Origin of the sequence: Streptomyces sp. NPDC048734, assembly GCF_043198675.1 — a bacterium.
Classification (GTDB): Bacteria; Actinomycetota; Actinomycetes; order Streptomycetales; family Streptomycetaceae; genus Streptomyces.
In genome coordinates, this window is sequence record NZ_JBICUZ010000002.1 from 195,490 (window position 1) to 221,434 (window position 25,945).

A 25,945-nucleotide genomic window follows, 5' to 3' on the forward strand; every position below is an offset into this window, starting at 1 on the left:
CGGCGCATGACAGCCGGGCCACCGGTTCAGAGCGTGAGTACGGGCCGGGTGGAGAAGTCCTCGCAAAGGTCTTCACCGTCCGGGCCGTACACAAATTCGGCCATGGACGGATTACGGTTGGAGGTGGCCAGGGGCAGCCATGCGAGCAGGTGACCGTAGCCGCCGCACACCGACTCGCCACCGTCTCCGCCGTGGACCGCCGCGATGTCGCTCGTCAACTCCGTACGGTAGGTGTCGTAGGCGATGTGCAGGCCGAAGGCGTTCAACTGGTTCTGCGGGCCGGTGCGGTCCCCGTATGGGATGCGGTCGAGGGGGCAGTCGTTCCCCCACCGAAACAGGGTCTCTGCCCCAGCTCCACAAGCGTGCTCCCACTCGTCGGAGCTCGGCATCCGCAGGCCGCGAGCCGCGAGAACAGCCGGCATGTCAGCAGGCAACCCGGTCAGGCTCTCGTCCTCCACAGCCATGAGCACAGTGGCCAAGACAACGCTCCGGCGGGGGCTGAGCACCTGCGCGAGGTGGGCCCGCAGGTCGGGTGCGTAGCCGAAGCCCTGGTCCAGGCTCTCGGCGTAGTCGGCAGTCTGCTGTGGGGTCGGTTGCCAACGGTCCAGGTCGAAGCCGAGGGACACCGGCCCTCCGGGTATCAGAGCGAATTCCTGCTCGTTCCGCTCGATCCGGACGCGATGCAGCGGGGCACCGAGGTGCTCCGTGGTCTCGATGAGGGTCACCCGACCGTCCACCAGGCCAGCGGCCTCCTCGGCGACGCGGCGTGCCGTAGGCAGTTCGAAGGACCGCCACTGGCCGAGAGTGAGATCAGCGAGAGACATGGACCGCAGTGTTGCACGCAGGTCTGACACGGCTCGCGACCACCGCGCTCCGGAGCTGAACTGCGGTCGCGAAAGCCTCAGAGAGCGCGAGCAGCAGGCACCGGCGGCGGGCCATCGCTGCCTTTCCTGGTTCGGGACGCACTGTGTACGCCTGCCTCAGGCGCTCTCGCCGAGGTGGCGGTACCAGAGTTGGGACGGGAGATCCCGAGCGCCTTGGCGATCGCGCTGACGCTCTCGCCCTTCGCCTTCCTGGCACGGGCCACGGTGAGCACGTCCTCATCCACCACAGTCGGCCGTCCGCCGGTACGCCCCTGCGCCTTGGCTGCGTCCAGTCCTGCGGGGGTGCGCTCCTTGATGAGGCTGCGCTCGAACTCCGCCATGGCGCCGACCACCTGAAGCATGAGACGGCCGTCTGCGGTACCAGGGTCGATGTTGGCCAGCGCACCCGTGAGTACCTTGAACCCGATACCCCGCTCTCGAAGGGTGTCGACCATGGTCACAAGGTCGATGAGCGACCGGGCGAAGCGGTCGAGCTTCCACACGCACAGGGTGTGGCCAGGTCTGGCGTAGTCCAGTGCGGCCGTGAGCTCTGGCCTGTTGGTGTTCTTCCCGCTGGCCTTGTCCTCGAAGATGCGGGCGCACCCTGCGGTCGTCAGTGCGTCGCGCTGCAACTGCGCTTCCTGGTCATCGGTGGAGACGCGGGCGTAACCGATGAGCTGGCCAGTGATCGTGTTCGTCGTCACGTCCGGGGCTGTCTCAAAACTCGTCTCAATACGTCAAGTCCGGGACGGGAGTTTCGAGACGGGTTTTGAACAGTGCTGCGCCCCCCTTCCGGGGTGCCTGCTGTCTCGTCTCACAAACCTTGGTTTTCGAGACGCCCGATCCTGGTCACGCCGCGCCACGGCTAGAGCATGGATCGTCGGCGAACGAGAGCGCGACGGCAGAAGGGTGGGGTATGCCCCCTTGAGCCCGGCAAGAGGGACCGCCAGGTCTTACCGGCTTAAATCCTGCCACGGTTTCGGGCCCGTTCGAGAAGCACCTCACATACGATGACCTGCGCTTTTGTCTGTGGCGACCTGTAGATTCCGAGGTCCCGTGGGACCGCGGGGAAGGGAGGCCGGAGATACAGGAACGTGTCATGTATGGCGCCGCGCGCTGGTGCGCTCGGACATGAAGCCCGCAGAGAAGTTGGTCGGCGTCGCGACGGCTTTGTACGCGGACTACGAGACCGGCGAGAACGTGTGCCCGTCGAACGGGGCCATCGCCAGGGAACTCGGCTACGGCGGGAAGGCTCCGGTCCTTCTTGTTGTTGAGCCGGTCCCCCAGGGACGGTCGTACCCACGGCGAGATGGACGCCGACACGCCGATGTCGACGGCGAAGTCGACCAGCTCCATTTCCTCGGCGTCGGCCCGCTTGCTGATGCGGGTCCGCTGCGTTTCCTCGCCGGTCTGGTTCTCGTTGCCCACAGACAGACGGACCACACCAAGAGCCCTGGGCTTGTCGTTCACCCTTGCCCCTCCCCAAGACATGGGCAGCCCTCCCCGGCCGCCACAAGGCACGAGGGAAGTCCACAGACCGTGCTGACGGTTCTGTTCGCCGACGGTTCGACGCCGACGAACCCCTCGCTGGCACAGGTCAAGCAGAAGGTCCGCGCGTAGCTCGCCGGACGCCTCGGCAGTACGGCGAAAAGCGAAGAGGGCGGTCCCTGGGTGTCAGGGGCCGCCCTTCTTGCGTCCGGTCTCACATGACGCTGCGGGTCGGCAGCGGCTTGCCGTACCAGAGTTCGATCAGGCGGGCCGCGATGGAGATGCCGTAGGGGGGCAGGACCTCGCCGGATTCGAAGGCCGCACCGAGTTCGTCGCGGGAGAACCAGCGGGCCTCGTGGATCTCGTCCCCGTCGACGTCGATGTCGGTGGAGGTGGCGCGGGCCATGAAACCGAGCATGAGGCTGGACGGGAACGGCCACGGCTGGCTGGCGACGTACTCGACCTGTCCGACGACGACGCCGGCCTCCTCGAAGACCTCCCGGCGCACCGTCTGCTCGATGGACTCGCCGGGCTCGACGAAACCGGCCAGCGTCGAGAAGCGGCCTTCCGGCCAGTGGACCTGGCGGCCGAGCAGGATGCGGTCCTCCTCGTCCGTGACCGCCATGATCACCGCCGGGTCGGTACGCGGGTAGTGCTCGGCGCCGCAGGCGGGGCAGCGGCGGATGTGGCCGGCGGCGGCGATGACCGTGCGCTCGCCGCAGCGGGAGCAGAAGCGGTGGGTGCGCTGCCAGTTCTCCAGGCCGACCGCGTGCACCATGAGGCCCGCGTCGCGCGGCGACAGCAGCAGTCCGGCCTCGCGCAGGCCCGCGGGGCGGGCGGACTGGTCGATGCGGCCGGGCAGCGCGTCCTTCTGCAGGGCGAAGTAGCTGACGCCGTCTGCGTCGGTGCCCAGGAAGTAGCGGTGGGCCTCGGTGAGCGGGGCCTCGAAGGAGGGTGTCATGACGAGTTCGGTCCGGCCCTCGGACGTCTCGTCGATGAGGACCTGGCCGCCGGAGACGACGAAGCAGCGTGTCGTGGGGTGACTCCACGCCGCCGCGAGCCAGGCCTCGTCGAGCCGGTGGTGGGCGGCGCGGTCGATACCGCTCGGGGCGGTGAGCGAGATGGGTCGGTCGGCGTTCTGGTCGGTCCAGGTGGTCACAGGTGCTTCCAACTCCCCCGGTGGAACGGTTGTTTCGGCGGGCGGTTCAGCGGGTCGTGCGGCAGGGGGGCGACCGGGCCGGGTGCGGTGTCGCCGTGCGGGGCGGCTTCTCCAGTGTGCCCCGGGCGCGGTGTCGCTCCGGACCGGGCGGGGTCGTCAGGGCGCACGGCGCCAGGTGTCGGCGAGGTCGCCCCAGAGGTAGGCGGTGGTCTCGACGCCCTTCAGGAGAAGGTCCAGCTCCACCTTCTCGTTGGGGGCGTGCCAGCCGTCGGAGGGGACGGAGACGCCCAGGAAGAGCACCGGGGCGCCGAGTACCTCCTGGAGGTCGGCGGCGGGGCCCGAGCCTCCCTCGCGGGTGAAGCGGACGGGTCCTTCGAAGGCGCGGCCCATGGCGCGCACGACGGACTGCAGGGCCGGGTGGTCCAGTGGGGTCAGGCACGGGCGCGTGGCGGGGCGGAACGTGATCTCGTGACGGATGCCGGCGGGCACCTGCTCGTCGGCCCAGGCGCGGACCGCCTTCTCCACATGGGCGGGGTCCTGTCCCGCGACCAGCCGGAAGGACAGCTTCACGAAGGCGGAGGACGGGACGATCGTCTTGCTTCCGGGGCCCTGGTATCCGCCGCCGATGCCGTTGACCTCGGCGGTGGGGCGGGCCCAGATGCGTTCCAGGGTGGTGTGCCCGGCCTCGCCGTGGGTGGCGTGCGACTTGGCGGTGCGCAGCCAGCGCTCCTCGTCGAAGGGCAGCTCGGCGAAGAGCTCGCGTTCGCGGTCGGTGAGTTCGACGACGCCGTCGTAGAAGCCGGGAACGGTCACGCGTGCGTGCTCGTCGTGCAGGGCGGCGACGAGGCGGGCGGCGGCGGTGGCCGGGTTGGGCACGGCGCCGCCGAAGGAGCCGGAGTGGATGTCCTGGTCGGGTCCGGACAGGCGGATCTCGCACTCGGCGAGCCCGCGCATGCCCGTGCACACCGTCGGGGTGTCCTCGGACCACATGCCGGTGTCGGAGACGATCACGGCGTCGGCGGCGAGCCGCTGGGCGTGCTCCTCGACCAGGGCGCGGAAGTTCGGGGAGCCGGACTCCTCCTCGCCCTCGATCAGCAGCTTGAGGTTGACGGCCGGGGCGGTCCGGCCGGTGGCGGCGAGGTGGGCGCGCACGCCCAGGGTGTGGAAGAAGACCTGGCCCTTGTCGTCGGCCGCCCCGCGCGCGTGGAGACGGTTTCCGCGGACGACCGGCTCGAAGGGGTCACTGTCCCAGCCGTCCTCGCGGGCGGCGGGCTGCACGTCGTGGTGGCCGTAGACCAGGACGGTGGGCGCCTGCGGGTCTCCGGACGGCCACTCGGCGAAGACGGCGGGCGCGCCGGGCGTCTGCCAGACCTCGGCGGCCGGGAAGCCGGTCTCCCTGAGCTTGGCGGCGAGCCAGTCGGCGCTTCGGCGTACGTCGGGCGCGTGGTCGGGCTGGGCGGAGACCGACGGGATGCGCAGCCACTCGGCGAGGTCGTCGAGGAACGCCGCACGGTGGCGCTCGATGTACGTGCGGACGGCGCTGTCCGGGGTCTGGCTCATGGTCACGAGCCTATCCGGCCGCGCCGGCCTCCTGGCCGGGCACTCACGCACGGTTCACTTCCGCGGCTGGTCCCCCACGACCGTCCGCCGGCGCCTCCTCCCCCGTCAACAGGCGCTCCAGCGCGGCCCGGTCCGGCAGATCCCCGGGCCGTACGACCTCGCCGGTGCGCACGTACACGAACGCCGCTGTGACCGATTCCACGGGCACGCCCTGCTGCTCGGCCCACGCGAGCCGGTAGACGGCGAGCTGGAGCGGGTCGCCGTCGCGTCCCCGGCCGGTCTTCCAGTCGACGATCTCGTACGTCACGCCGTCGTGGTCGAGGACCTCGTAGACGGCGTCGATACGGCCCCGTACGACGCGGCCGCCAAGGGTGAGCTGGACGGGGACCTCGACGCGGTAGGGGGTGCGGTGGGCGTACTCGGTGCGCTCGAAGGCGTCCTTGAGCGCTGCCAGGTCGCGTTCGTCGGCGATCTCCGCGTCCTCACCGGGCAGCTCCTCCGGTTCCAGGAAGGGCAGGGGCAGCTCCTCGAAGCGGGCCTCCACCCACGCGTGGAACCTCGTGCCCCGGCGTGCGGCCGGCTGGGGTGGGCTCGGCATGGGGCGTGCGAGCTCCTGGGCGAGCCCGTCGGGGTCGGCGGCCAGGCGCAGTACCTGCGACGCGGTCAGCGTCACCGGCAGGGGTACGTCCGTGACGCCCTGCCGGGCACGCAGCAGCTCCTCGGTGAGCGCGTCCAGATCGCGGTCCCAGGAGGCGACCGTGCGGGCTTCCTCGGGTGTGAGGCGGGCCGGGCGCAGCTCGGGGGGCGACGCCTGGTGCGGGACGACGGGGCGGACGGTGGCCCACTCGCCGCCGCGGACCGGGGGCTGGGTGCGGGGGCGGCCGGGGGTGGTCTCCGCGAAGGGGTCCGGATCGTCGTGCGGGGCCGTCTCGTCGTACGGAGCCGGATTGTCGTACGGGACCGGATCGTCGTAGGGGTCCGGTTCGTCGTACGGGGCCGGGTCGTCATAGGGGTCCGGCCCGCCGTACCTGTCGGATTCGTCGTACGGATGCGGCTCGCCGTACGGGTCCGGCTCGTCCTCGGCCGGCGGTGGGGGCCAGTCGGGGTCGTCGTGGGTCTCGGGTGCGTGTGCGGCCGTGGGGGCGGCGGTCCCGGCCGCGGCGAGGTCGTCCAGATGGGTGAGGACGGTCTCGGCGGCGGCGCGGCGGCGGGCCAGCGCGGCGTCGTCCAGGGGCAGCGGCCAGACCTGGTCGGCGGACGCCCGGTGGAGGACGGGGTTCTCCTCGTCCTCCCCGGGTCCGTCGGCCCAGGCCTCGATCTCGCCGTACCCGGCGGCGCAGTGGTCGTGCAGGGCCTGGAGGAAGGCGGAGGGGCCGCGGGGCTTCTTCTGGGTGGGCCCCCACCAGTGGCCCGAGCCGAGGAGCAGTGAGCGGGGGCGGGTGAAGGTGACGTAGCCGAGGCGCAGTTCCTCGGTGTGCTGGTGGTCCTTCATGGCCTCGTGGAAGACCTTCATACCCCGGGAGTCCCAGGCCTCGACGTCGGGCAGTGTGTCGGCGTCGCCGCGCAGCCCGTGCGGCAGCACCTTGGCCTGGGCGGTCCACTTCTCGCGGCCCTGGCCGCTGGGGAAGGTGCCGGTGACCAGTCCGGGGACGGCGACCACGTCCCACTCCAGGCCCTTGGACCTGTGCGCGGTGAGGACCTTGACGGTGTTCTCCCCGCCGGGCAGGGCGTTGTCCAACCCCTTCTCGTACTGGGCGGCGGTGCGCAGGAAGCCGAGGAAGGCGAGCAGGCTCGCCTCGCTCTCCGCGGCGGCGAAGGCGGCGGCGACGTCGAGGAAGTTCGACAGGGTCTCGCGGCGGCGGGCGGCCAGGGCGTGCGGGGACGCCGACAGTTCGACCTCGAGGCCGGTGACGGCGAGAACGCGGTGCAGGACGTCCATCAGCGGGTCGGCCAGGGAGCGGCGCAGGTCGCGCAGTTCCGCCGCGAGCCGGGCGAAGCGCACGCGCGCGTCCGGCGAGAAGGGCAGTCCGTCGTCGGTTCCCTCCAGGGCTGTCTCCAGGAAGGTGTCCAGGGCGTCCGCGAGGGATGTCACCTCGGAGGGGTCGACCCCCTCGACGGCCTCGGCGAGGCGCCGGTCCGGGTCGTCGCCGTCGCCGTCACCCCCGCGCGTGGGGGACACGAGCAGCCGCGCGCGCCGCCCCAGCAGGGCGAGGTCACGGGGACCGATGCGCCAGCGCGGGCCGGTGAGCAGGCGGACCAGGGCGGCGTTGGCACCGGGGTCCTGGAGGACTTCGCAGACGGCGACGAGGTCGGCGACCTCGGGCAGGTGCAGCAGGCCCGAGAGGCCCACCACCTCGACGGGTACGTCACGGGCGACCAGGGCACCCTGGATTTCGGCGAAGTCGGTGGCCGTACGGCACAGGACGGCGATCTCGCCGGGCGCCTTGCCGGTGTTCACCAGGTGCGCGACGGAGTCGGCGATCCAGTCGATCTCCTCGGCGTGGGTGGTCAGGAGGGCGCAGCGGACCATTCCGTCGTGCTCGGCGCCGGGGGCGGGGCGCAGTGCCTCCACGCCCGCGTGCATGGCGCGCAGCGGTTCGGCCAGACCGTTGGCGAGGTCGAGGAGGCGGCCGCCGCTGCGCCGGTTCTCGCTGAGTGCCTGCCTGGTCGCGGGGCTGCCGTCGGCGAGGGCGAAGTGCTCGGGGAAGTCGTCGAGGTTGGCGACGGACGCGCCGCGCCAGCCGTAGATCGCCTGGCAGGGGTCGCCGACGGCGGTGACGGGGTGGCCGGTTCCGCCGCCGAAGAGGCCCGCCAGGAGGGTGCGCTGGGCCACGGAGGTGTCCTGGTACTCGTCCAGGAGCACCACGCGGAACTCGTCTCGCAGGACGCGGCCCACCTCGGGGATTCGGGCGAGCTGGGCGGAGAGGGCGATCTGGTCGCCGAAGTCGAGCAGGTCGCGCTCGCGCTTGGCGGCCCGGTAGCGCACCACCAGCTCGGCGAGTTCGCGCCGGGCGGCGGCGGTCTCGGGCACCTTGCGCAGATCGGCGTTGCTGAGCCTGGCGCCCTCCAGGGTGCGCAGCAGACCGGCGTCCCATGCGAGCAGGTCCTCCGGGCGGACCAGGTGCTCGGACAGCTCGGAGTCGAGGGCGAGCAGGTCGCCGACCAGGTCGGCGAAGGAACGGGTGAGTGCCGGGTAGGGGCCGGGTGCCTCGCGCAGCACGCGCGCGGCGAGTTGGTAGCGGGTGGCGTCGGCGAGCAGCCGGGATGTCGGCTCCAGGCCGATGCGCAGGCCGTGGTCGGTCAGCAGGCGGCCCGCGAAGGAGTGGTACGTGGAGATCACCGGTTCGCCCGGCGGGTTGTCCGGGTCGATGACGTCGGGGTCGGTGACGCCGGCCCTGACCAGGGCCTTGCGGACGCGCTCGGCGAGTTCGCCGGCGGCCTTGTTGGTGAAGGTCAGGCCGAGGACCTGTTCGGGGGCGACCTGGCCGGTGCCGACCAGCCACAGCACGCGCGCGGCCATCACCGTCGTCTTGCCCGACCCGGCTCCGGCCACGATCACCTGTGGGGCGGGCGGTGCGGTGATGCAGGCCGTCTGCTCCGGGGTGAAGGGGATCCCGAGGAGCTCCTTGAGCTGCTCGGGATCGGTGATACGGGCGGGCATGGAGAGAGGCTAACGGCGGCCACCGACAGTCGATGACAAAGCGCCTGCCGTGGCATAGAACGCGCAGGTCAGGATGGTTGGTGCGGTCCGTCACACCAGACCGCCCGGGCCACGCCGCGCGCCGCACGGGTCGCTTGCGCGCCGTGGTTCGCCGGCGGGCTCACTCCACCACGTGGCGTCCCTCGGGCCGGGCGCTGCACGAGGCACGGAAGGCGCAGTGCGTGCAGTGCTGGCCGGCGGTGGGCGTGAACCGTTCGTCGAGGACCTTGCCGGCCGCGGTGGCCAGCAGTTCACCGACCCACTCGCCCTCGAGCGGCTCCTGCGCCTGCACCTTGGGCAGGATCTCGCCGCCGTCCCGCTTGGCGGCGCCCTGGCGCAACTGCACGAGTTCGGCGCCGCCCGGTTCGGGGCGGGCGCCATCGAAGGCCTCGTCGACGGCGCCTTCGCGGACGGCCAGCTGGTACACGGCGAGCTGCGGATGCCGTTCCACCTCGCGCGCGGTGGGCGCCTGTTTGCCGGTCTTGAAGTCGACGACGTAGGCACGGCCGTCGCCGTCGGCCTCGACGCGGTCCATCTGGCCGCGGATGCGGACCTCGTACTCGCCCGCCTCCAGGGTGACGTCGAAGTCGTGCTCGCTCGCGACGGGCGTGCGGCCGACGCGGTCCATGACGTGCCACTTCAGGAACCGTTCGAGCGCCATGCGCGCGTGTTCCTTCTCCTGCGCCGACTTCCAGGGCGCGTCGAAGGCGAGCGCGTTCCACACGGAGTCGAGGCGCTCGGTGAGAACGGCGAGGTCTGCCGGGGTGTGTCCGGAGGCGACCTCGTCGGCGAGGACGTGCACCACGTTGCCGAAGCCCTGGGCGACCGTGGCGGGGGCGTCGGCCTTCACCTCCCGGCCCAGGAACCACTGGAGGGCGCAGGTGTTGGCGAGTTGGTCGAGGGCGCTGCCGGAGAGGACGACGGGCCGGTCGCGGTCGCGCAGCGGCACCTTGCTCTCGGTCGGCTCGAACATGCCCCACCAGCGGTAGGGGTGCGCAGACGGCACCAGGGGCCGACCGTCCTCGTCGGCCAGGGCTGCCAGGCGGGCGAGGCGGCGCGCCGCGGCTTCCCTGAGCGGTTCCGAGACGCGCGGATCGACCGTGGTGGCGCGTAGTTCCGCGACCAGCGCGGCGACCGACAGGGGGCGGCGCGGGCGGCCCGTGACGTCCTTGGGTTCGACGCCGAGTTCGGTGAGGAAGCGGGAGGGCTGGTCGCCGTCGTCCGCGGGTGCCTTGACCGCCGTGACGACGAGCCGGTCGCGCGCGCGCGTGGCGGCCACGTAGAACAGGCGGCGCTCCTCCGCGAGCAGGGCGCCCGGCGTGAGCGGTTCGGCGAGTCCGTCGCGGCCGATGCGGTCGGCCTCCAACAGGGAGCCGCGGCGGCGCAGGTCGGGCCACAGCCCTTCCTGCACGCCCGCGACGACGACCAGGCTCCACTCCAGTCCCTTGGCGCGATGCGCGGTCATCAGACGTACGGCGTCGCGGCGCGCGGCGCGTCGGGTGAGGGTGTCGGCGGCGATGTCCTCGGCCTCGATCTCGGCCAGGAAGTTCAGCGCGCCGCGCCCGCCGGTGCGCTCCTCCGCGCGTGCGGCGGTGGCGAACAGCGCGCACACGGCGTCCAGGTCGCGGTCGGCGTTGCGGCCGGCCGCGCCGCCGCGGCGGGCGGACCGTTCCAGGCGCGCGGGCCAGGGCGTGCCCTCCCACAGGTCCCAGAGCGCCTCCTCGGCCGTGCCGCCGCCCGCGAGACGTTCCCGGGCCTTCCTCAACAGCGCGCCCAGCCGCTGGGCACCGCGCGCGTACACGGGATCGTGCACGGCCAGGCGCTCCGGTTCGGCGAGGGCGCGCGTGAGCAGTTCGTCCGACGGTGGCGGCAGAGGGTTGCCCGCGGCCCGTTCCTCGTCCCGCAGGGCACGTCCGAGGCGGCGCAGGTCGGCGGCGTCCATGCTCGCGAGGGGTGAGGTGAGCAGGGTGAGGGCGGTTTCGGTGTCGAGCCAGGAGGCGTCCGGTGCGGCTCGCCGGGCGATGGCGGTGTCGGCGTCGGGTGCGTCCGGGGCTGGTGCGTCTGTTCCCTCCGCGTCGACGGCTGCCTCACCGTCGGCGCGGAGGACCTCACCGCCCGCGGACCCGCCGCCCTCCCCCGCGCCGTCCTCTCCCGGTCCGTCGGGCCGCACCGTGCCCGAGGCCGCCTCCGCCGTGGCCACCGCGCGCAGTGCCGTCAGCAGGGGGGCCACCGCGGGCTCGTGGCGCAGGGGCAGGTCGTCGCCGTCGATGTCGAGGGGGACGCCCGCGGCCGTCAGGGCGCGGCGGACCGTGGGAATCGTGCGGGAGCCGGCCCGCACCAGGACGGCCATCTCGCCCCAGGGCACGCCGTCCTCCAGGTGCGCCCGGCGCAGGATGTCGGCGACGTTGTCGAGCTCGGTGCCGGATGTCGGGTACGTGTAGACCTCGACACGGCCGCCCTCGCGCGCGGGGGCGAGGTCCCGGTGGGCGCGGACCTTCTCCGCCGGGAGGCGGGTCAGGGGCATGCGCTGGGTCACGAGCCGGGTGGCGGCCAGCACCGCGGCCGCGGAACGGCGGGAGGTGCGCAGGACCTCGACGGGGGCCGGGCGCCCGTCATGGCGCGGGAAGGCGCGCGGGAACTCCAGGATGCCGTTCACGTCGGCGCCCCGGAAGGCGTAGATCGACTGGTCCGGGTCTCCGAAGGCGGCCAGGGTGCGGCCACCGCCCGCGAGGGCGTGCAGCAGCCGCACCTGGGCGGGGTCGGTGTCCTGGTACTCGTCGACGTAGACGGCGTCGTACTGCGCGGCGAGCCGCCGGGCGTTCTCGGGGCGGTGGGCGAGCAGGACGGCGCGGTGGACGAGTTCGGCGTAGTCGATCACGCCGTGCAGGTCGAGGACGTCGAGGTACTCGGCGAGGAAGGAGGCCGCGGCCCGCCAGTCGGGGCGGCCGATGCGGCCGGCGAAGGCGTCCAGGGCGTCGGGGCCGAGGCCCAGTTCGCGGCTGCGGGCGAGCACCGCCCGGACCTCGTCGGCGAAGCCGCGCGTGGTGAGGCAGGCGCGGAGGTCGTCGGGCCAGCGCACGTGCGCGAGGCCCCGCCGCTGGAGTTCGATCTGGCCGGCGAGCAGTTCGCGGACGGCCACGTCCTGTTCGGGGCCGGAGAGCAGCCGCAGCGGTTCGGCGAACAGGTCGCTGTCCTGTTCGGCGCGGACCAGGGCGTAGCAGTACGAGTGGAAGGTGGTGGCGCGGGGCGCCCGGGCGGCGCCCATGCGCAGCGCCATCCGGTCGCGCAGTTCGACGGCCGCCTTGCGGCTGAACGTCAGCACCAGGATGCGCGCGGGGTCGCCGCCGCGCGCCACGCGAGCCGCGACCGACTCGACGAGCGTGGTGGTCTTCCCGGTGCCCGGACCCGCGAGGACCAGCAGTGGTCCGGTGGTGTGGTCAACCACGGAGCGCTGTGCGGCGTCCAGACGGGGGGGATCCACTCGCACCGGCCGGGTCCGGACCAGCCGGTACGCGCCACGGCTCCCCTGCCGCCCCTGGGGGTGCGGCAGGCGCCTGGTGGAGGAAGAGGAGCTCACGTGTTTCGCCGGTCCTGGTGGGTGTGCAGATCGTCACGTCCGGCGCGGGGCGCCGTCGCGAGGGGTTCGTGGTGGGACGGGTGCCGCCCGAGGCGGGCGGTGGTCCCGGGATGAGGGCGACGCGTGCGGCCGACGCTACGCCGACGGGCGGGTCGGAAGGACGGCTTCCGCTTCTTCCCTCAGGGCCCGTGCGACCCACAGGCCACCCAGGTCCCTCGCCCCTCGAACGTACGCCATGTCACGGACGTGCCCCGTTTCCCCCGTACGGGCCACAAGCTCCCCTCGGGCGGGGTCGATGGCGGAAGCTGTCAGATGTGACCCTCCGCACGCTCACCGCCGTCCCACCTCGCCCGTCTCATGTCCAGGCGCGGCAGATGCCCCTCGGCGGCCCGGCTCGCCCCCTTCAGGGGCGTGCCCTCCGCGCGGTACCGGTCGAGGGCCCGCAGTTCGTGGCCCGGCAGCAGCACTCCGTCGGCGCGCACGACACGCCACCAGGGAACGGCTCCGCCGTAGAGGGCCATCACCCGGCCGACCTGGCGCGGGCCGCCCTCCTCGAGCCATTCGGCCACGTCGCCGTAGGTCATGACCCGCCCTCGCGGGATCAGCTCCGCGACCTCGAGGACGCGCTCGGCGTACTCCGGCAGCGCGTCACCGGCGTGGTCCGGTGGCGTGTCACCGGTGTGCTCCGGGCGGGCGGCGTCCGGAAGGCTCTGCTCGCTCATCCGCCCCATCCTGCACCACCCCACCGACAACGCGACGGGTCGAGAACTCCGTGTGACCCTCGTCCCACGGTGGCGCTTCGGGCAGACTGTGCGCCCCGCCTTCGCACCCTGATGCCCCCGTGTGTCGGTGCGGCATGCCACCATCGTGCGGGCGGTGACCGGTGATACGAGACCAAGAAGAGACGATGAAGCAGCAGGGTGTGCATCCCGAGGACGCGGAGGGCACCTCTGACGCTGCGTCGCGCCCGGACACCGCCGGTCCGGCGGGAGAGGACGAGGACCTGGTCGAGGTGACGCACATCGACGAGGTCGAGGGCGACGAACCGCTCCTCCCCGCGCGCGTGCACCGTCCCTCCGACCTCATGCGGCTGCTGGTCGGCGTACTGGCCGTCGTCGTCCTGCTGGGCATCGCCGCCTTCGCACACGGAACGACCTCGGGCCTGGAACAGGACATCAACAAGGGCACCGGACAGGCGCCCGACCTCCTCATCAAGATCGCGGGACTGGCGTCCAGCATCGCGATCCTGCTGGTGCCCGTGGCGTTCGCGATCGAGCGGCTCATCAAGCGGGACGGACTGCGGATCGCCGACGGCGTGCTCGCGGCGGTCCTCGCCCACGGAGTGACGCTCGCCACCGACCTGTGGGTGGCCAAGGCCGCCCCGGACTCGATCCAGGAGGCGCTCACCCAGCCCTCCCCGGGCGACATCCACGCTCTCACCGACCCCGTCCACGGCTACCTGGCGCCCGTGATCGCCTACATGACGGCCGTCGGCATGTCACGGCGCCCCCGCTGGCGCGCGGTGCTGTGGATCGTGCTGATGCTCGACGCGTTCTCGATGCTCGTCACCGGCTACACGACACCGTTCTCGATCATCCTGACGGTGCTGATCGGCTGGACCGTCGCCTACGGCACGCTGTACGCGGTCGGCTCGCCCAACGTCCGGCCCACGGGACGGACGCTGATGGCGGGCCTGCGGCACGTCGGCTTCCGCCCGGTGAGCGCCGCGCGCGAGGAGGCCTCGGAGACCCCGGAGACCGGAGACCGCGGCCGGCGCTACTTCGTGACGCTGGAGGACGGCCCGCCGCTGGACGTCACCGTCGTCGACCGCGAACAGCAGGCGCAGGGCTTCTTCTACCGCGCGTGGCGCAATCTGACCCTGCGCGGCTTCGCCACCCGCAGCAGCCTCCAGTCGCTGCGCCAGGCCCTGGAACAGGAAGCGCTGCTGGCCTACGCGGCGATCGCGGCCGGGGCCAACGCGCCGAAGCTGATCGCGACGTCCGAGCTGGGCCCCGACGCCGTGATGCTCGTCTACGAGCACACCGGGGGCCGCACCCTGGACTCGCTGGCCGACGAGGAGATCACCGACGCGTTGCTGCACGACACCTGGCTCCAGGTGCGTGCCCTGCAGTCCCGTCGCATCGCGCACCGCAGGCTCGTCGGCGACGCGATACTGGTGGATCGTTCCGGCACGGTGATCCTCACCGACATGCGCGTCGGCGAGATCGCGGCCGGCGATCTGCTGCTGCGCATGGACACCTCACAGCTGCTGGTGACGTTCGGTCTGCGGGTGGGCGCCGAGCGCGCGGTGGCCTCCGCGGTGAGCGTGCTCGGCCCCGACGCCGTCGCCGACTGTCTGCCGATGCTCCAGCCCATCGCGCTGAGCCGGTCCACGCGCGCGACGCTGCGCAGGCTCGCCCGGGAGCGGGCGCAGCGCGAGCGCGACGCCGTCCTGGAAGCCTCCCGGCAGGCCAAGCTGGCCCGGCAGGAGGCGGCCGGGCACGAGGCCGGGCCGCCCGCGGACAAGGTCGAGAAGAAGGCCGTACGCGCGGAGGCGCGGGCCGAGAAACGGGCCATCGACGAGGCCCTGGAGGAAGCCCGCGAGGAGGACCTGCTCACCCAGATCCGGCACGAGGTGCTGCGCATCCGCCCCCAGGCGCCGGTCGAGCCCGCCCGCCTGGAACGGGTGCGGCCGCGCACGCTGATCAGTTTCATCGCCGGCGCGATCGGCGCGTACTTCCTGCTGACGCAGCTCACCCACATCGAGTTCGGCCCGCTCATCGCCAACGCCGAGTGGGGCTGGGTCGCCGCGGCCGTGCTGTTCTCGGCGGCGAGCTACGTGGCGGCCGCGATGAGCCTGCTGGGTTTCGTGCCGGAGCGGGTGCCGTTCCCGCGCACGGTGGCCGCGCAGGTCGCCGGGTCCTTCGTGAAGATCGTCGCACCGGCCGCGGTCGGCGGGGTCGCCCTCAACACACGGTTCCTCCAGCGCGCGGGGGTGCGGCCGGGGCTGGCGGTGGCGAGCGTCGGCGCCTCGCAGCTGTTCGGGCTGGGCTGCCACATCCTGATGCTGCTGGCGTTCGGCTATCTGACGGGCACCGAGAAGACCCCGTCGCTGTCGCCGTCCCGGACCGTCATCGCGGGCCTGCTGACGGTGGCGGTGCTGGTGCTCGTGGTGACCTCGGTGCCGTTCCTGCGGAAATTCGTCGTCACGCGCGTGAGGTCGCTGTTCGCGGGGGTCGTGCCGCGCATGCTGGACGTGCTCCAGCGGCCGCAGAAACTGGTCACCGGCATCGGCGGCATGCTGCTGCTGACGGCCTGCTTCGTGATGTGCCTGGACGCGTCGATCCGCGCCTTCGGCGACGAGACGACCTCGATCAGCCTCGCCAGCGTCGCCGTCGTCTTCCTCGCCGGCAACGCGCTCGGTTCCGCCGCGCCGACGCCGGGCGGTGTCGGCGCGGTGGAGGCGACCCTGACGGTCGGTCTGATCGCCGTCGGCCTGCCCAAGGAGGTCGCCGCCCCCGCGGTCCTGCTGTTCCGGCTGCTGACGCTGTGGCTGCCGGTGCTGCCGGGCTGGCTGGCCTTCACCCAGCTCACCCGCAAGGGCGCCCTCTAGCCGTTTTCCGAAGCCCCGCCTGTCCTGCGGCCAGACGACGCCGCTTTCGGAACACGCCCCGGCACCGGGAACGGCGGTACCTCGTACGGACCGTGCCCCGCGCGCGGAGGCGGGCACGCCCCCAGGACGGGATCATGCCGAATCCCTCCCACCCGCGCGCCGCCGTGCTCACCGCCACCGCCGTGCTGTTGTCCTCCCTGGTGGCGGGGTGAGGCGGGGACTTTCGCGACGAGGATCTGACGGCGCAGAAGCTGAGCTGGAAGGACTGCCCCGCACCGGCCCCGTCCGAAGGCGGCGGCAACGCACCGTCACCGCTGCCGGACGGCGACGAGTGGGAGTGCGCGACCATGCGGACGCCCCTGGACTGGAGCGATCCCGAGGGCGACACGATCGGCGTCGCGCTGATCAGGGCGCGGGCGAGCGGTGCCGAGAACCGGCGGATCGGCTCCCTGATGTTCAACTTCGGCGGGCCCGGCGGCTCCGGGGTCACCACCCTGCCCGCGTTCGGCGAGGACTACGCGACCCTGCGCACCCGCTACGACCTGGCGAGCTTCGACCCGCGCGGGGTGGGCCGCAGTGCCGGTGTGCGCTGCGAGAACGACCAGCGGCTCGATGCCCACCTCCAGCAGGACATGACCCCCGACGACGCCGCCGAGCGCGACACGCTCCTGGAGATCACCAAGAAGTTCAACGAGGCCTGCGAGAAGAAGTCGAAGAGGATGCTGCCGCACGTGCGCACCACCGACGCGGCCCGCGACATGGACCTCATGCGCCAGGTCCTCGGTGACGACAAGCTGCACTACTTCGGCATCTCCTACGGCACCGGACTCGGTGGGGTCCACGCCCACCTGTTCCCGGAGAACGTGGGCCGTGCCGTCTTCGACGCGGTCGTCGACCCGACACAGACACCCGAGCAGAGCGCTCTCGGGCAGGCCGGGGGTTTCCAGCTCGCGCTCGACAACTATGCCGAGGACCGCACGTCGAAAACGGAGGACTGCCCCGTCGGGGACACCCCGCGGGACGTCAAGGACCGGATCGCGACCCTGCTGAGAAGTTTGGACGGCAAGCCGATTCCCGGCGTCTTCCCGCGCGAACTGACACAGACCGCCGCGACCAACGGCATCGCGCAGTCGCTGTCCTCGAAGGACTTCTGGGAGCACCTCACCGAAGGCCTGGACCAGGCCGACGACGGCGACGGCGACGGCGACGGCGACGGCGACGGCGACGGCAGGATCCTCATGCTGCTGTCCGACTCCATGAACGGCCGCAACGAGAACGGCGAGTACAGCAACATCATCGCCGCCAACGTCGCAGTGAACTGCGCCGACGACAAGCCGCGTTACTCCGTCGCCCAGGTGGGGCGCAGGCTTCCGGAGTTCCGGGCGGCCTCCCCCGTCTTCGGGGACCTCCTGGCCTGGGGCATGGTCGGCTGCACCGACTGGGCCGTGCCGGGCGCCGCCGACCGCCCCGACGTGAGCGCGGCGGGCTCGGCACCGATCCTCGTCGTGGGCAACACGGGCGACCCGGCCACCCCGTACGAGGGCACACGCAGGATGGTGGACGCCCTCGGCAAGGGCGTCGGGGTGGAGCTGACGTACAAGGGGCAGGGGCACGGCACCTACGACAGCAAGAACACGTGTGTGCGGACGGCGGTGGACGACTACCTGCTGAGCGGGAGGGCACCGGCCGCCGGGACGGTCTGCTCCTGACCTCTCGAACTCGATAAACATGCAGGTCAAAAGGTTATCCACAGGCTCCGACGGGTGCACGGTGATCCGCCTACCATGGCCTGACAGCCGTCCGCCGCCGGTGCGGACGGCTCCGCGAGGGGGGGGAACGCACATGGCGCGATTCGTACGGTGGACGGCGTTGGGAGCCGGCGCCGCGCTGCTGATGACGGGCTGCGGCGGCTCGTCGGACGACGGGGACGACGACAAGGGAGGTACGGCCCATGCGCGCCCGTCGGCCTCCTCCTCCGGCACCGCGGACGCGACGACGGCGCCCCTGCCCGCCTCACTGACCGGGCAGAAGCTCGACTGGAGCCGCTGCGGGGCCACCGCGGACTCCGCGGCGCCGGGCGACGAGTGGCGGTGCGCGAAGCTGAAGGCGCCGCTGGACTGGTCGAGGCCGGACGGGGAGACGATCGATCTCGCACTGATCCGTGCCCGTTCCCGCGGCTCCGACAGCATGCGCATCGGCTCCCTGATGTTCAACTTCGGCGGCCCGGGCGGCTCCGGGGTGTCGACGATGCCGGCGTACGGCTCCACCGTCTCCTCCCTGCGCGAGCACTACGACCTGGTGAGCTGGGACCCACGCGGGGTGGGCGCCAGCGAGGGCGTGCGCTGCCGCGGCGACAGGAAGATCCAGGCCGCCGAGTCGGTCGACTCCACCCCGGACGACACGGCCGAGGAAAAGGCCTACCTCAGTGACGCCCTCGACTTCGGCAAGGGCTGTCAGAAGGACGCCGGAGCGCTGATGGCGCACGTCTCGACCACCGACACCGCACGCGACATGGACCTGATGCGCCAGGTGCTCGGCGACGACAAGCTGCACTACTTCGGCATCTCCTACGGCACCGAACTCGGTGGGGTCTACGCCCACCTGTTCCCGAAGAACGTGGGACGGGTGATCCTCGACGCGGTCGTCGACCCCGGCGCAGACGCCGTGGGGCACGCGAAGAACCAGGCGAAGGGCTTTCAGCTGGCGCTCGACAACTACCTGAAGTCGACCGGCCAGAATCCCGCACGGGGCAGCCGCAAGATCGCCGACCTGCTGAAGCGGATCGACGCGGACCCGCTGCCGACGTCCTCCGGGCGGAAGCTGACCCAGACGCTCGCGGTCACCGGCATCTTCCTGCCGCTCTACAGCAAGGAGGGCTGGCCGACCCTGACCAGCGCCCTGGAGTCGGCGCAGGAAGGCGACGGCTCCGAACTGCTCACCCTGGCCGACGCCTACAACGAGCGGGACAGCGAAGGGAACTACGGCACGACGACCCACTCGCAGCGGGTCATATCGTGCTTGGACGACAAGCAGCGGCCGGCGGTGGAGGAGACGAAGAAGCTGCTGCCGGAGTTCGAGAGGATCTCGCCCGTGTTCGGCACGTTCCTCGGCTGGGACACGGCCGGCTGGTGCCACGACTGGCCGGTGGCCGGACAGTTCGACAGCCCGGAGGTGAGGGCGGCCGGGGCGGCACCCATCCTGCTGGTCGGCAACACCGGCGACCCGGCGACGCCCTACGAGGGCGCGCAGCGGATGGCAGACGAGCTGGGCGAGGGTGTCGGTGTGCTGCTCACCTGGAAGGGCGAGGGCCACGGGGCGTACGGCAGCGGGAGCGACTGCGTCGACTCGACGGTGGACGACTACCTGCTCGACGGCACCGTGCCGAAGGACGGCAAGGTCTGTTCATGACGACGGCGGGGGCCGCGGGCACCCGTGGTGCGCGCGGCCCCCGCCGCTCAGGCAGGCAGGTCGGCTCAGTAGACCGGCTTGCTCGGCTCGATCTGGTTGACCCAGCCGATCACACCGCCGCCGACATGGACGGCGTCCGCGAAGCCCGCGGACTTCAGCACCGCGAGGACTTCCGCACTGCGGACACCCGTCTTGCAGTGCAAGACGATCTTCCGGTCCTGGGGCAGGCCCTCGAGGGCGGTGCCGAGCAGGAACTCGTTCTTCGGGATCAGCTTGGCGCCCGGGATGGAGACGATCTCGAACTCGTTCGGCTCGCGGACGTCGATGATCTCGATGCTCTCGCCGTCGTCGATCCACTCCTTGAGCTGCTTGGGCGTGATCGTCGCGCCGGCGGCCGCCTGCTGGGCCTCCTCCGACACGACGCCGCAGAAGGCCTCGTAGTCGATGAGCTCCGTGACGGTCGGGTTCTCGCCGCAGACCGCGCAGTCGGGATCCTTGCGGACCTTGACCTGCCGGTACTGCATCTCCAGGGCGTCGTAGATCATCAGACGGCCGACCAGCGGCTCACCAGTGCCGGTGAGGAGCTTGATCGCCTCGGTGACCTGGATGGAACCGATGGACGCGCAGAGCACGCCCAGCACGCCGCCCTCGGCGCAGGAGGGGACCATGCCGGGGGGCGGGGGCTCCGGGTAGAGGCAGCGGTAGCAGGGACCGTGCTCCGACCAGAAGACGGACGCCTGGCCGTCGAAGCGGTAGATCGAGCCCCACACGTACGGCTTGTTCAGCAGCACGGCGGCGTCGTTGACCAGGTAGCGGGTGGCGAAGTTGTCCGTGCCGTCCACGATCAGGTCGTACTGGCTGAAGATGCCCATCACGTTGTCGGCCTCGAGCCGCTCCTCGTGCAGGACCACGTTCACGTACGGGTTGATGCCCAGGACGGAGTCGCGCGCGGACTCGGCCTTGGAGCGGCCGATGTCGGCCTGGCTGTGGATGATCTGGCGCTGGAGGTTCGACTCGTCGACCTCGTCGAACTCCACGATGCCGAGCGTGCCCACGCCCGCCGCGGCCAGGTACATCAGCGCCGGCGAGCCCAGGCCGCCGGCGCCGACACACAGCACCTTGGCGTTCTTCAGCCGCTTCTGCCCGTCCATCCCGACGTCGGGGATGATCAGGTGGCGGGAGTACCTGCGGACCTCGTCTACGGTGAGCTCGGCAGCCGGCTCGACCAGGGGTGGCAGCGACACGGGGACTCCGTTGGTCGGTCAATCACTACGGTTGTTCTCTCCGTAACACTGCCATGGCCTTCTTCATTCCGAGACACCTGTTCCGATCCGCGAGACGATTTCGTCCCAGTAGCCGGGCATGGCCTCCCACGGGTCGAACACGCCGTCGTGGTCGTGGCGGTCGGTGACCCAGATCGTGGCCGCTCCCTGCCAGCGGGCGATCCGAAGCGCCTCGTCGAGATGGCCGCGGGGCACCCCGTGCACGAAGTGGCAGAACCGCTCGGGCGGGTGGTCGGCGGTCCACTCGGCCGCCTGCGACCAGCGGTAGTCGCTCCAGGGCCCGGAGAAGGTGACGAGCTGATCGGCGTTCTCCGCGTATCCGGGATGCGGATGGATGCCGTGCCCGAGGACGATGTGAGGCGCGTCACTGAGCGAGCGCAGGGCGCTGACGGCTCGTCGGATCTCCGGGAGTTCGGCGCGTTCGGTCGGGCAGCGGTCCAGGAGGAAGCCGTCGACCTGGTACCAGTCGAGGTAACGGTGGGCGTCGGAGATCACCTCGGCGAGAGCGCGGGCGCCGTGGGCGGCGTCGAGGTGGCCGAGGACGCGGACGCCCGTGTTACGGAGCCGGCCCGCGGCCTCCAGGCAGTGCGGGTCGGGGCGGACGCCGGGGCCGTCGGCGACGTTGAGGACGACCCAGTGCAGGGGCCTGTCGGGACGGGCGAGTTCGCCCCACTCGGCCGGCGCGACAAGGGGGTGCGCGAAGCCGGGGACACCGAAGCCGGTGCGGACGTCGGTGCTCGCGGTGCCCTCTCGGGTGCCGGTCAGATACGACATGCCGCCTCCATCCAGATGTCGGCGAGGGACTCCTCGAGGTTGATCCGCGGCCGCCATCCCAGCCGGTCGCGAGCGGTGCGGACATCGGCCTGCTGCCAGCTGCCGCACCCGTCGGGGTACGGGTACGCGACCGGAGCCGCATGGTCGGAGTCGGGACGGGGGTGGCCGATGGCCGGCCTGAGGTGGCCGCCGGGCGGGCCGTCGAGTTCGTGGAGGGTGCCGCCGTATCCGGCCACGCGGGCGAGGACGGCTGCGGCGTCCCGGAGCCGGACGGCGCGGCCGGAGCCGATGTTGATCACGCCCTGCGCGGCGGACAGCGAGGCGGCGTGCACGGCGCGGGCGACGTCACGGACGTCGATGAAATCGCGCTGGGCGCCGAGTCCGCCGAGTTTCAGCTCACCGTCGCCGGACTGCATGGCGCGGCGCATCGCCTCGGCGAGCCGACCCAGCGGGGAGCCGGCCGGGGTGCCGGGCCCGGCCGGGGAGAACACCCGCAGCACGACCGCGTCCAGACCGGAGCCCAGGACGAGCTCGGTGGCAGCGAGCTTGCTGACGCCGTACGGGCCGCCGGGGCGCGGCACGGCGTCCTCGGCGGTCGAGGACCCGGGCTGGCTGGGGCCGTACTCGGCGCCGCAGCCGATGTGGACGAGACGGGCGCCGCAGCCGCTGCGGCGCAGTGCCTCACAGACGGTGGCGACGGCGACGGTGTTGTGCCGGGTGAGTTCCCGGGCTCCGCCCCGGGTGGCTCCGGCGCAGTTGACGACGACCTGGGGGTGGACCGCGTCGAGGAAGCGGGTGAGGGCACCGGGACTGCCGCTCGCGAGGTCGAAGCGGACGTCGGCGTCGTCACCACGGCCGAGCGCGGTGAGCTGGACGGCAGGGTCGGCGAGCAGACGGTCGGCGACGAAGCGGCCGACGTAACCGTTGGCTCCGGTCAGCAGGACCCTCATCGCGCGGCTCCCGGAGTGTGCGTCGCGGCTGCTCCGGTGACCGCGCGGGCTCCTGCGACCGCGGGTGTCCCGGTGGCTCCGGTCGCTCCGGATCGGGAGGTGGTCATCTGGTCTCTCCTTAAGGGGATTGCATGGGTGGAGGAGCGCGTGCGTCGTGCGGTCCGTGCACGGTGGGGGTGGCGCGGCGCGCGGTGGTCGGGGGCGGGCGGACGGCCCCGGGTCAGCACGGCTGACCCGATGGCGCGTGGGCCGAGGCCCTGGTGAGGGTGCGGGTCGCGTGGATCAGCAGGATGAGGGCGGCCGCCCCGCAGGCGAGGGCGGGTACCGCGGCGGGGCCCCAGGCGGCCACGAGGGTGTCGACGGGTACGGCCAGGAAGCCGCAGCCGGGCAGCCGGCCTGCGAAGAGCAGGGCCGGGGCGACCGCCTCGGCCGCCCCGGCGGCCCTGAGGAGGGCCGTCGGGGCGTGCGTGAAGCCGTGGACGGTGAGGATGCGGGAGAGAAGGAGCAGCGCGCCCAGGCTGAGCGTGCTCGCGTAGGCGGCAGGTTCACCGAGGACGGCCGCGCAGACGCCGGTGAGGACCGCGAGGGCGGACAAGAACAGGGCGAGAGCACTGAGCAGCAGTGGCCGTACGGAGGCGGCGAACTCGTCGAGTCCTCGGCTGCTGCCGAGCCTGTGCCGGACGCGTACGGCGAGAAGGTGCGCGCACCACACGGCGGGCACGCAGGCCAGGGCGAGGGTCAGGAGTGGGGCCGTGGCGAGCGGCCAGGGCCCGTCGGCCGTTCCGGTGGGCAGACCGTCGGGGCCGCCGTCGGCCGCGGCGCGCAGCAGGCCGTCACCGAGGGCCGCGTAGGCGAGGAGCCATCCGGTCCAGCCGCCGGTGCGGTGCCGGTCGGTGTGCGGGCCTCCGCGCGGGATCGACGGGCCCCGACCGCCGCCGCGGCTCAAGGGGCCCCGGCGAAGGGCGGCCCGCAAGGCGAGAGCCACCGCCAGGACGCCCACGGTGACCACGAGGAGGCGGGTCCGACCGTGGGCGAGACGAAGGCCGGCGACGGTCGCGGCGCCCAGGGCACCGGGCAGGAGGGTGAGCAGCGCCCAGTCCAGGCGTGCCCGCGGCACCGGCGTGGGCTCCGGGTGCGGGTGCGAAGGCGTGTCGGCGTCCCTGGGCACGCGGGCGTACATCTCCTCCGCGAGGGAGAAGACGTCCCGGTGCCGGAACCGCGCGGCGGTGCGGTCGGTGACGCCGTGGGCCTCCAGTCCCGCCGCGATCTCCAGTGGATCGACCGCCCGTTCGCACAGGTCGCGGTGGCGGTGCATCAGGGCTTTCACCGGGTCCACGGCGCCGCCCCGCCGAGGGGCGACGGGGACTGTCTGCGGACCGGGGTGTGCTGCGGTGGCCGGCGCGGGACGCCCGGCCCGGTTGGTCACCGCCCGCCCACCGGGGTCGGACGGCGCGTCGGTGTCCGCAGGGGTGTCCTCGTTCACGAGCCGCTCCTCGGAGCGTTCGTCCCAGGCGCCGGCGGGCGCCGGTGCCGCGGGGCGGTCGAGTTCGCCCAGGTCGCTCATCGGGCCCCCTCGGCCGCGGCGACGGGAGTGTTGGCGCGGGGCGCGGACGGGCCGTGCGGTGTGGCGGAACCGCGCGCCGCCGTACCCGGCAGCGGCGGTCCCGCCGTCCGACCGGGCGGGTTCCGGAAAGCGGTCCGTCCGCCGAGGCCGGTCCACCGGCCGGGCAGCCAGGCCTCGGCCGGGACCGCGAAGGGCCGGGGTTCCCCGGCCGCGTCGAGGACGACCCGGCGTACCGGGTTCCGGGAGACGATCTCCAGGTAGATGCCGTGGAACGCCGCGATGTTCTGCTCGACGGTGAACAGTTCGAGGGCACGGGCGCGGGCGGCCGCACCCAGGCGTGCGCGGCGCCCGGGGTCGCGCAGCAGGTCCACGCACGCCTCCGCGAGCGCTCTCGGATTGCGCGGCGGGACGACGAGTCCGGTGCCCCCGATGACCTCGACCACCGCGCCGACGTCCGTGGACACCGTCGCGCGCCCGCAGAACATCGCCTCGACGAGGCCGACCGGGAACCCCTCGACGACGCTGGACAGGATCACGACGGCACCCGCCGCGTACGCCTCGGGAAGTCCGGGGACCTCCGGTCCGCCGATCTCCTCGAAGGACACCGGGTTGTCGCCGACGGCGTGCGGCCCGGCGGCCTCGTCGGGGAAGAGCTGTGCGGCGAGCATCCGGCAGTGGCCGAGATAGGCCTCGCCCTCCGCTCCGGCCGCGCTGCCGAGGATCCGCAGCCGGGTCCCGCGCTCCTCCCGGCGGATCTCGGCGAAGGCGTGCAGCAGGGACACCAGGTCCTTGGCCGGTTCCACCCTGCCGACCCAGACCAGCGTGCGCGGGTCGGCGGCGTCCGGGGAGTCGCCGACCTCGGCGAAGCGGGAGGCGTCCATGCCCGGGGGGACGGTGCGGAGCTTGGCCCGGTCGGCACCGCAACGCTCCTGCCAGCGGCGGGCGTGCGTGTTGCCGGGCGTGACACACGCAGCCCGCCGGTACACCTCGGCGGCGAGCCGCCCGTGGAACGCCGCGAGCAGGGACCGTACGGCCGGGGCGGCGCCGGGCACGGCGGCACCGCCCGCACCCGCACCCGCACCCGCACCCGCACCCGCACCCAGATAGTGCGTCCGCAACCGGACCCCGTACTCCGTCACCAGCAGCGGCACACCGAAGAAGTGACGGGCGAGCAGGCCCGGAAGTGCCGCCGCGCCCCCGGAAGCCGCATGGCAGAGGTCGACCGAGCCGAGCCCGTCGTCGCCGTCCTCGTACCAGTCGAGCGAGAGGGGGCGCAGGGCCCGTTCGAGGTGCGCGGCGACGGCGAGGAGGTCGGGAACGCGCGCCTCACGCGCCGTACCGAGCGCGCCGGGCGCACGACAGGCGCGCTCCAGGGCGCGTACGGCATGTTCCGAACGGAGCGCGCCCACCAGGCCGCCCTCGTCGCGGGCGAGTTCCGCGAGCCCGTACAGCGCGTTGCCGAAACGGTCCGCCTGAGGTGCGAAACGGTCCGCCCCCGCGCCGACGGGCGCTCCCTCGCACAGGACGGACACCAACGCGCCGTAGTGCTCGGTGAAACGCCGGCGCGCACGCCGTCCGTGCACCACCCCGCCGTCCTCGGCGGTCCACAGCGGCGCGGTGCGCACGCGGGTGACCTGCGACGGCAGTGCGACCCGGCCCCCGGCCTCCTGGTGCCCAGTGCGGCTGAGCGCGTAGACGGCGAACTCGTGCTGCCCGAGCCCGCGCACGAGCCGGTCGCACCAGAGCCCCGCGTCACCGCTCACATACGGATAGCCACCCTCCGTAAGCAGTCCGATGCGCACGCGCACCCCCGATCTCCCGTTTGGGGAGCCGCCGTTGACCCGACGGCTCGCAGCGGGACGAACGTATGCGGACAAGGCGGTGGGGGGGGGGGGGGGGGGGGGGGGGGGGGGGGGGCCGGGGGGGGGGGGGGGGGGGGGGGGCCCCCCGGGCGCCGCCCGGCGGGGGGGGGGGCGGGGGGGGGGGCGCGCCGGGCCCGGCAGCGG

14 protein-coding genes and 2 pseudogenes are annotated in these 25,945 nt (G+C 72.7%); 4 read left to right on the forward strand and 12 right to left on the reverse strand.

Going from position 1 to position 25,945, the window contains the following annotated elements:
- Positions 1-26: 26 nt before the first annotated feature.
- The gene (locus tag ACGFQC_RS06120; protein ID WP_363092848.1) at positions 27-824 is read right to left on the reverse strand and encodes a hypothetical protein; all 798 of its coding nucleotides are present in this window, start codon (positions 822-824) and stop codon (positions 27-29) included.
- Positions 825-901: 77 nt separating this feature from the next.
- Entirely contained in the window at positions 902-1,567 is a 666-nt protein-coding gene (locus ACGFQC_RS06125) for a recombinase family protein (RefSeq protein WP_363092847.1), read from the reverse strand.
- Between the two features lie 820 nt (positions 1,568-2,387).
- Here ACGFQC_RS06125 and ACGFQC_RS06130 point away from each other — a divergent pair.
- Positions 2,388-2,483 (forward strand): annotated as a pseudogene (locus ACGFQC_RS06130) (NrdH-redoxin); the annotation flags it as partial.
- Between the two features lie 82 nt (positions 2,484-2,565).
- On the opposite strand, the gene nudC reads toward ACGFQC_RS06130, so the two are convergent.
- From nudC to ACGFQC_RS06155, 5 genes are all read right to left on the reverse strand, one after another.
- Positions 2,566-3,510 (reverse strand): NAD(+) diphosphatase, encoded by a 945-nt coding sequence (gene nudC, locus ACGFQC_RS06135; protein WP_363092846.1) that lies wholly within the window; start codon positions 3,508-3,510, stop codon positions 2,566-2,568.
- A gap of 156 nt (positions 3,511-3,666) precedes the next feature.
- Entirely contained in the window at positions 3,667-5,070 is a 1,404-nt protein-coding gene (locus ACGFQC_RS06140) for a dipeptidase (protein ID WP_363092845.1), read from the reverse strand.
- Between the two features lie 43 nt (positions 5,071-5,113).
- Positions 5,114-8,731: an ATP-dependent DNA helicase gene (locus ACGFQC_RS06145; protein ID WP_363092844.1), complete on the reverse strand. Its 3,618-nt coding sequence runs from the start codon at positions 8,729-8,731 to the stop codon at positions 5,114-5,116.
- A 160-nt stretch (positions 8,732-8,891) separates the two neighbouring features.
- Positions 8,892-12,347: an ATP-dependent DNA helicase gene (locus ACGFQC_RS06150; RefSeq protein WP_363092843.1), complete on the reverse strand. Its 3,456-nt coding sequence runs from the start codon at positions 12,345-12,347 to the stop codon at positions 8,892-8,894.
- A 308-nt stretch (positions 12,348-12,655) separates the two neighbouring features.
- Positions 12,656-13,069, reverse strand: a complete 414-nt coding sequence (locus ACGFQC_RS06155) for an MGMT family protein (protein ID WP_363092842.1) — start codon at positions 13,067-13,069, stop codon at positions 12,656-12,658.
- Between the two features lie 185 nt (positions 13,070-13,254).
- Between ACGFQC_RS06155 and ACGFQC_RS06160 the strand changes: the two genes are divergently transcribed.
- The 3 genes and pseudogenes from ACGFQC_RS06160 to ACGFQC_RS06170 all read left to right on the forward strand — a co-directional run bounded on the left by ACGFQC_RS06160 (position 13,255) and on the right by ACGFQC_RS06170 (position 19,368).
- Positions 13,255-15,960 carry a lysylphosphatidylglycerol synthase domain-containing protein gene (locus tag ACGFQC_RS06160; protein WP_363092841.1) on the forward strand — a complete coding sequence of 902 codons (2,706 nt, stop codon included), beginning with the start codon at positions 13,255-13,257 and terminating at the stop codon, positions 15,958-15,960.
- A gap of 134 nt (positions 15,961-16,094) precedes the next feature.
- A pseudogene (locus ACGFQC_RS06165) lies at positions 16,095-17,669 on the forward strand (alpha/beta hydrolase).
- A gap of 133 nt (positions 17,670-17,802) precedes the next feature.
- Positions 17,803-19,368, forward strand: coding sequence for an alpha/beta hydrolase (locus ACGFQC_RS06170; protein ID WP_363092840.1), 1,566 nt, complete (start codon positions 17,803-17,805; stop codon positions 19,366-19,368).
- 65 nt (positions 19,369-19,433) lie between these two features.
- On the opposite strand, the gene moeZ is transcribed toward ACGFQC_RS06170, so the two are convergent.
- The 5 genes from moeZ to ACGFQC_RS06195 all read right to left on the reverse strand — a co-directional run bounded on the left by moeZ (position 19,434) and on the right by ACGFQC_RS06195 (position 25,741).
- The gene (gene moeZ, locus ACGFQC_RS06175; RefSeq protein WP_363092839.1) at positions 19,434-20,612 is read right to left on the reverse strand and encodes an adenylyltransferase/sulfurtransferase MoeZ; all 1,179 of its coding nucleotides are present in this window, start codon (positions 20,610-20,612) and stop codon (positions 19,434-19,436) included.
- 63 nt (positions 20,613-20,675) lie between these two features.
- The gene (locus ACGFQC_RS06180; RefSeq protein WP_363092838.1) at positions 20,676-21,425 is read right to left on the reverse strand and encodes a spherulation-specific family 4 protein; all 750 of its coding nucleotides are present in this window, start codon (positions 21,423-21,425) and stop codon (positions 20,676-20,678) included.
- Positions 21,413-22,375: an NAD-dependent epimerase/dehydratase family protein gene (locus ACGFQC_RS06185; protein ID WP_363092837.1), complete on the reverse strand. Its 963-nt coding sequence runs from the start codon at positions 22,373-22,375 to the stop codon at positions 21,413-21,415. Before ACGFQC_RS06185 ends, ACGFQC_RS06180 begins: the two co-directional genes overlap by 13 nt.
- Before the next feature lie 220 nt (positions 22,376-22,595).
- Positions 22,596-23,939 (reverse strand): hypothetical protein, encoded by a 1,344-nt coding sequence (locus ACGFQC_RS06190; RefSeq protein ID WP_363092836.1) that lies wholly within the window; start codon positions 23,937-23,939, stop codon positions 22,596-22,598.
- Positions 23,936-25,741: a DUF3492 domain-containing protein gene (locus ACGFQC_RS06195; RefSeq protein ID WP_363092872.1), complete on the reverse strand. Its 1,806-nt coding sequence runs from the start codon at positions 25,739-25,741 to the stop codon at positions 23,936-23,938. The genes ACGFQC_RS06190 and ACGFQC_RS06195 overlap by 4 nt, the downstream gene beginning before the upstream one ends.
- Between the last annotated feature and the right edge of the window lie 204 nt (positions 25,742-25,945).

What these genes read in the sequence shown, in the direction of transcription:
- ACGFQC_RS06145 (WP_363092844.1), bottom strand. Translation starts at nt 8,731, where the DNA reads ATGCCCGCCCGTATCACCGATCCCGAGCAGCTCAAGGAGCTCCTCGGG.
- ACGFQC_RS06160 (WP_363092841.1), top strand. Translation starts at nt 13,255, where the DNA reads ATGAAGCAGCAGGGTGTGCATCCCGAGGACGCGGAGGGCACCTCTGAC.
- ACGFQC_RS06120 (WP_363092848.1), bottom strand. Translation starts at nt 824, where the DNA reads ATGTCTCTCGCTGATCTCACTCTCGGCCAGTGGCGGTCCTTCGAACTG.
- ACGFQC_RS06155 (WP_363092842.1), bottom strand. Translation starts at nt 13,069, where the DNA reads ATGAGCGAGCAGAGCCTTCCGGACGCCGCCCGCCCGGAGCACACCGGT.
- ACGFQC_RS06180 (WP_363092838.1), bottom strand. Translation starts at nt 21,425, where the DNA reads ATGTCGTATCTGACCGGCACCCGAGAGGGCACCGCGAGCACCGACGTC.
- ACGFQC_RS06185 (WP_363092837.1), bottom strand. Translation starts at nt 22,375, where the DNA reads ATGAGGGTCCTGCTGACCGGAGCCAACGGTTACGTCGGCCGCTTCGTC.
- ACGFQC_RS06190 (WP_363092836.1), bottom strand. Translation starts at nt 23,939, where the DNA reads ATGAGCGACCTGGGCGAACTCGACCGCCCCGCGGCACCGGCGCCCGCC.
- ACGFQC_RS06170 (WP_363092840.1), top strand. Translation starts at nt 17,803, where the DNA reads ATGGCGCGATTCGTACGGTGGACGGCGTTGGGAGCCGGCGCCGCGCTG.
- ACGFQC_RS06140 (WP_363092845.1), bottom strand. Translation starts at nt 5,070, where the DNA reads ATGAGCCAGACCCCGGACAGCGCCGTCCGCACGTACATCGAGCGCCAC.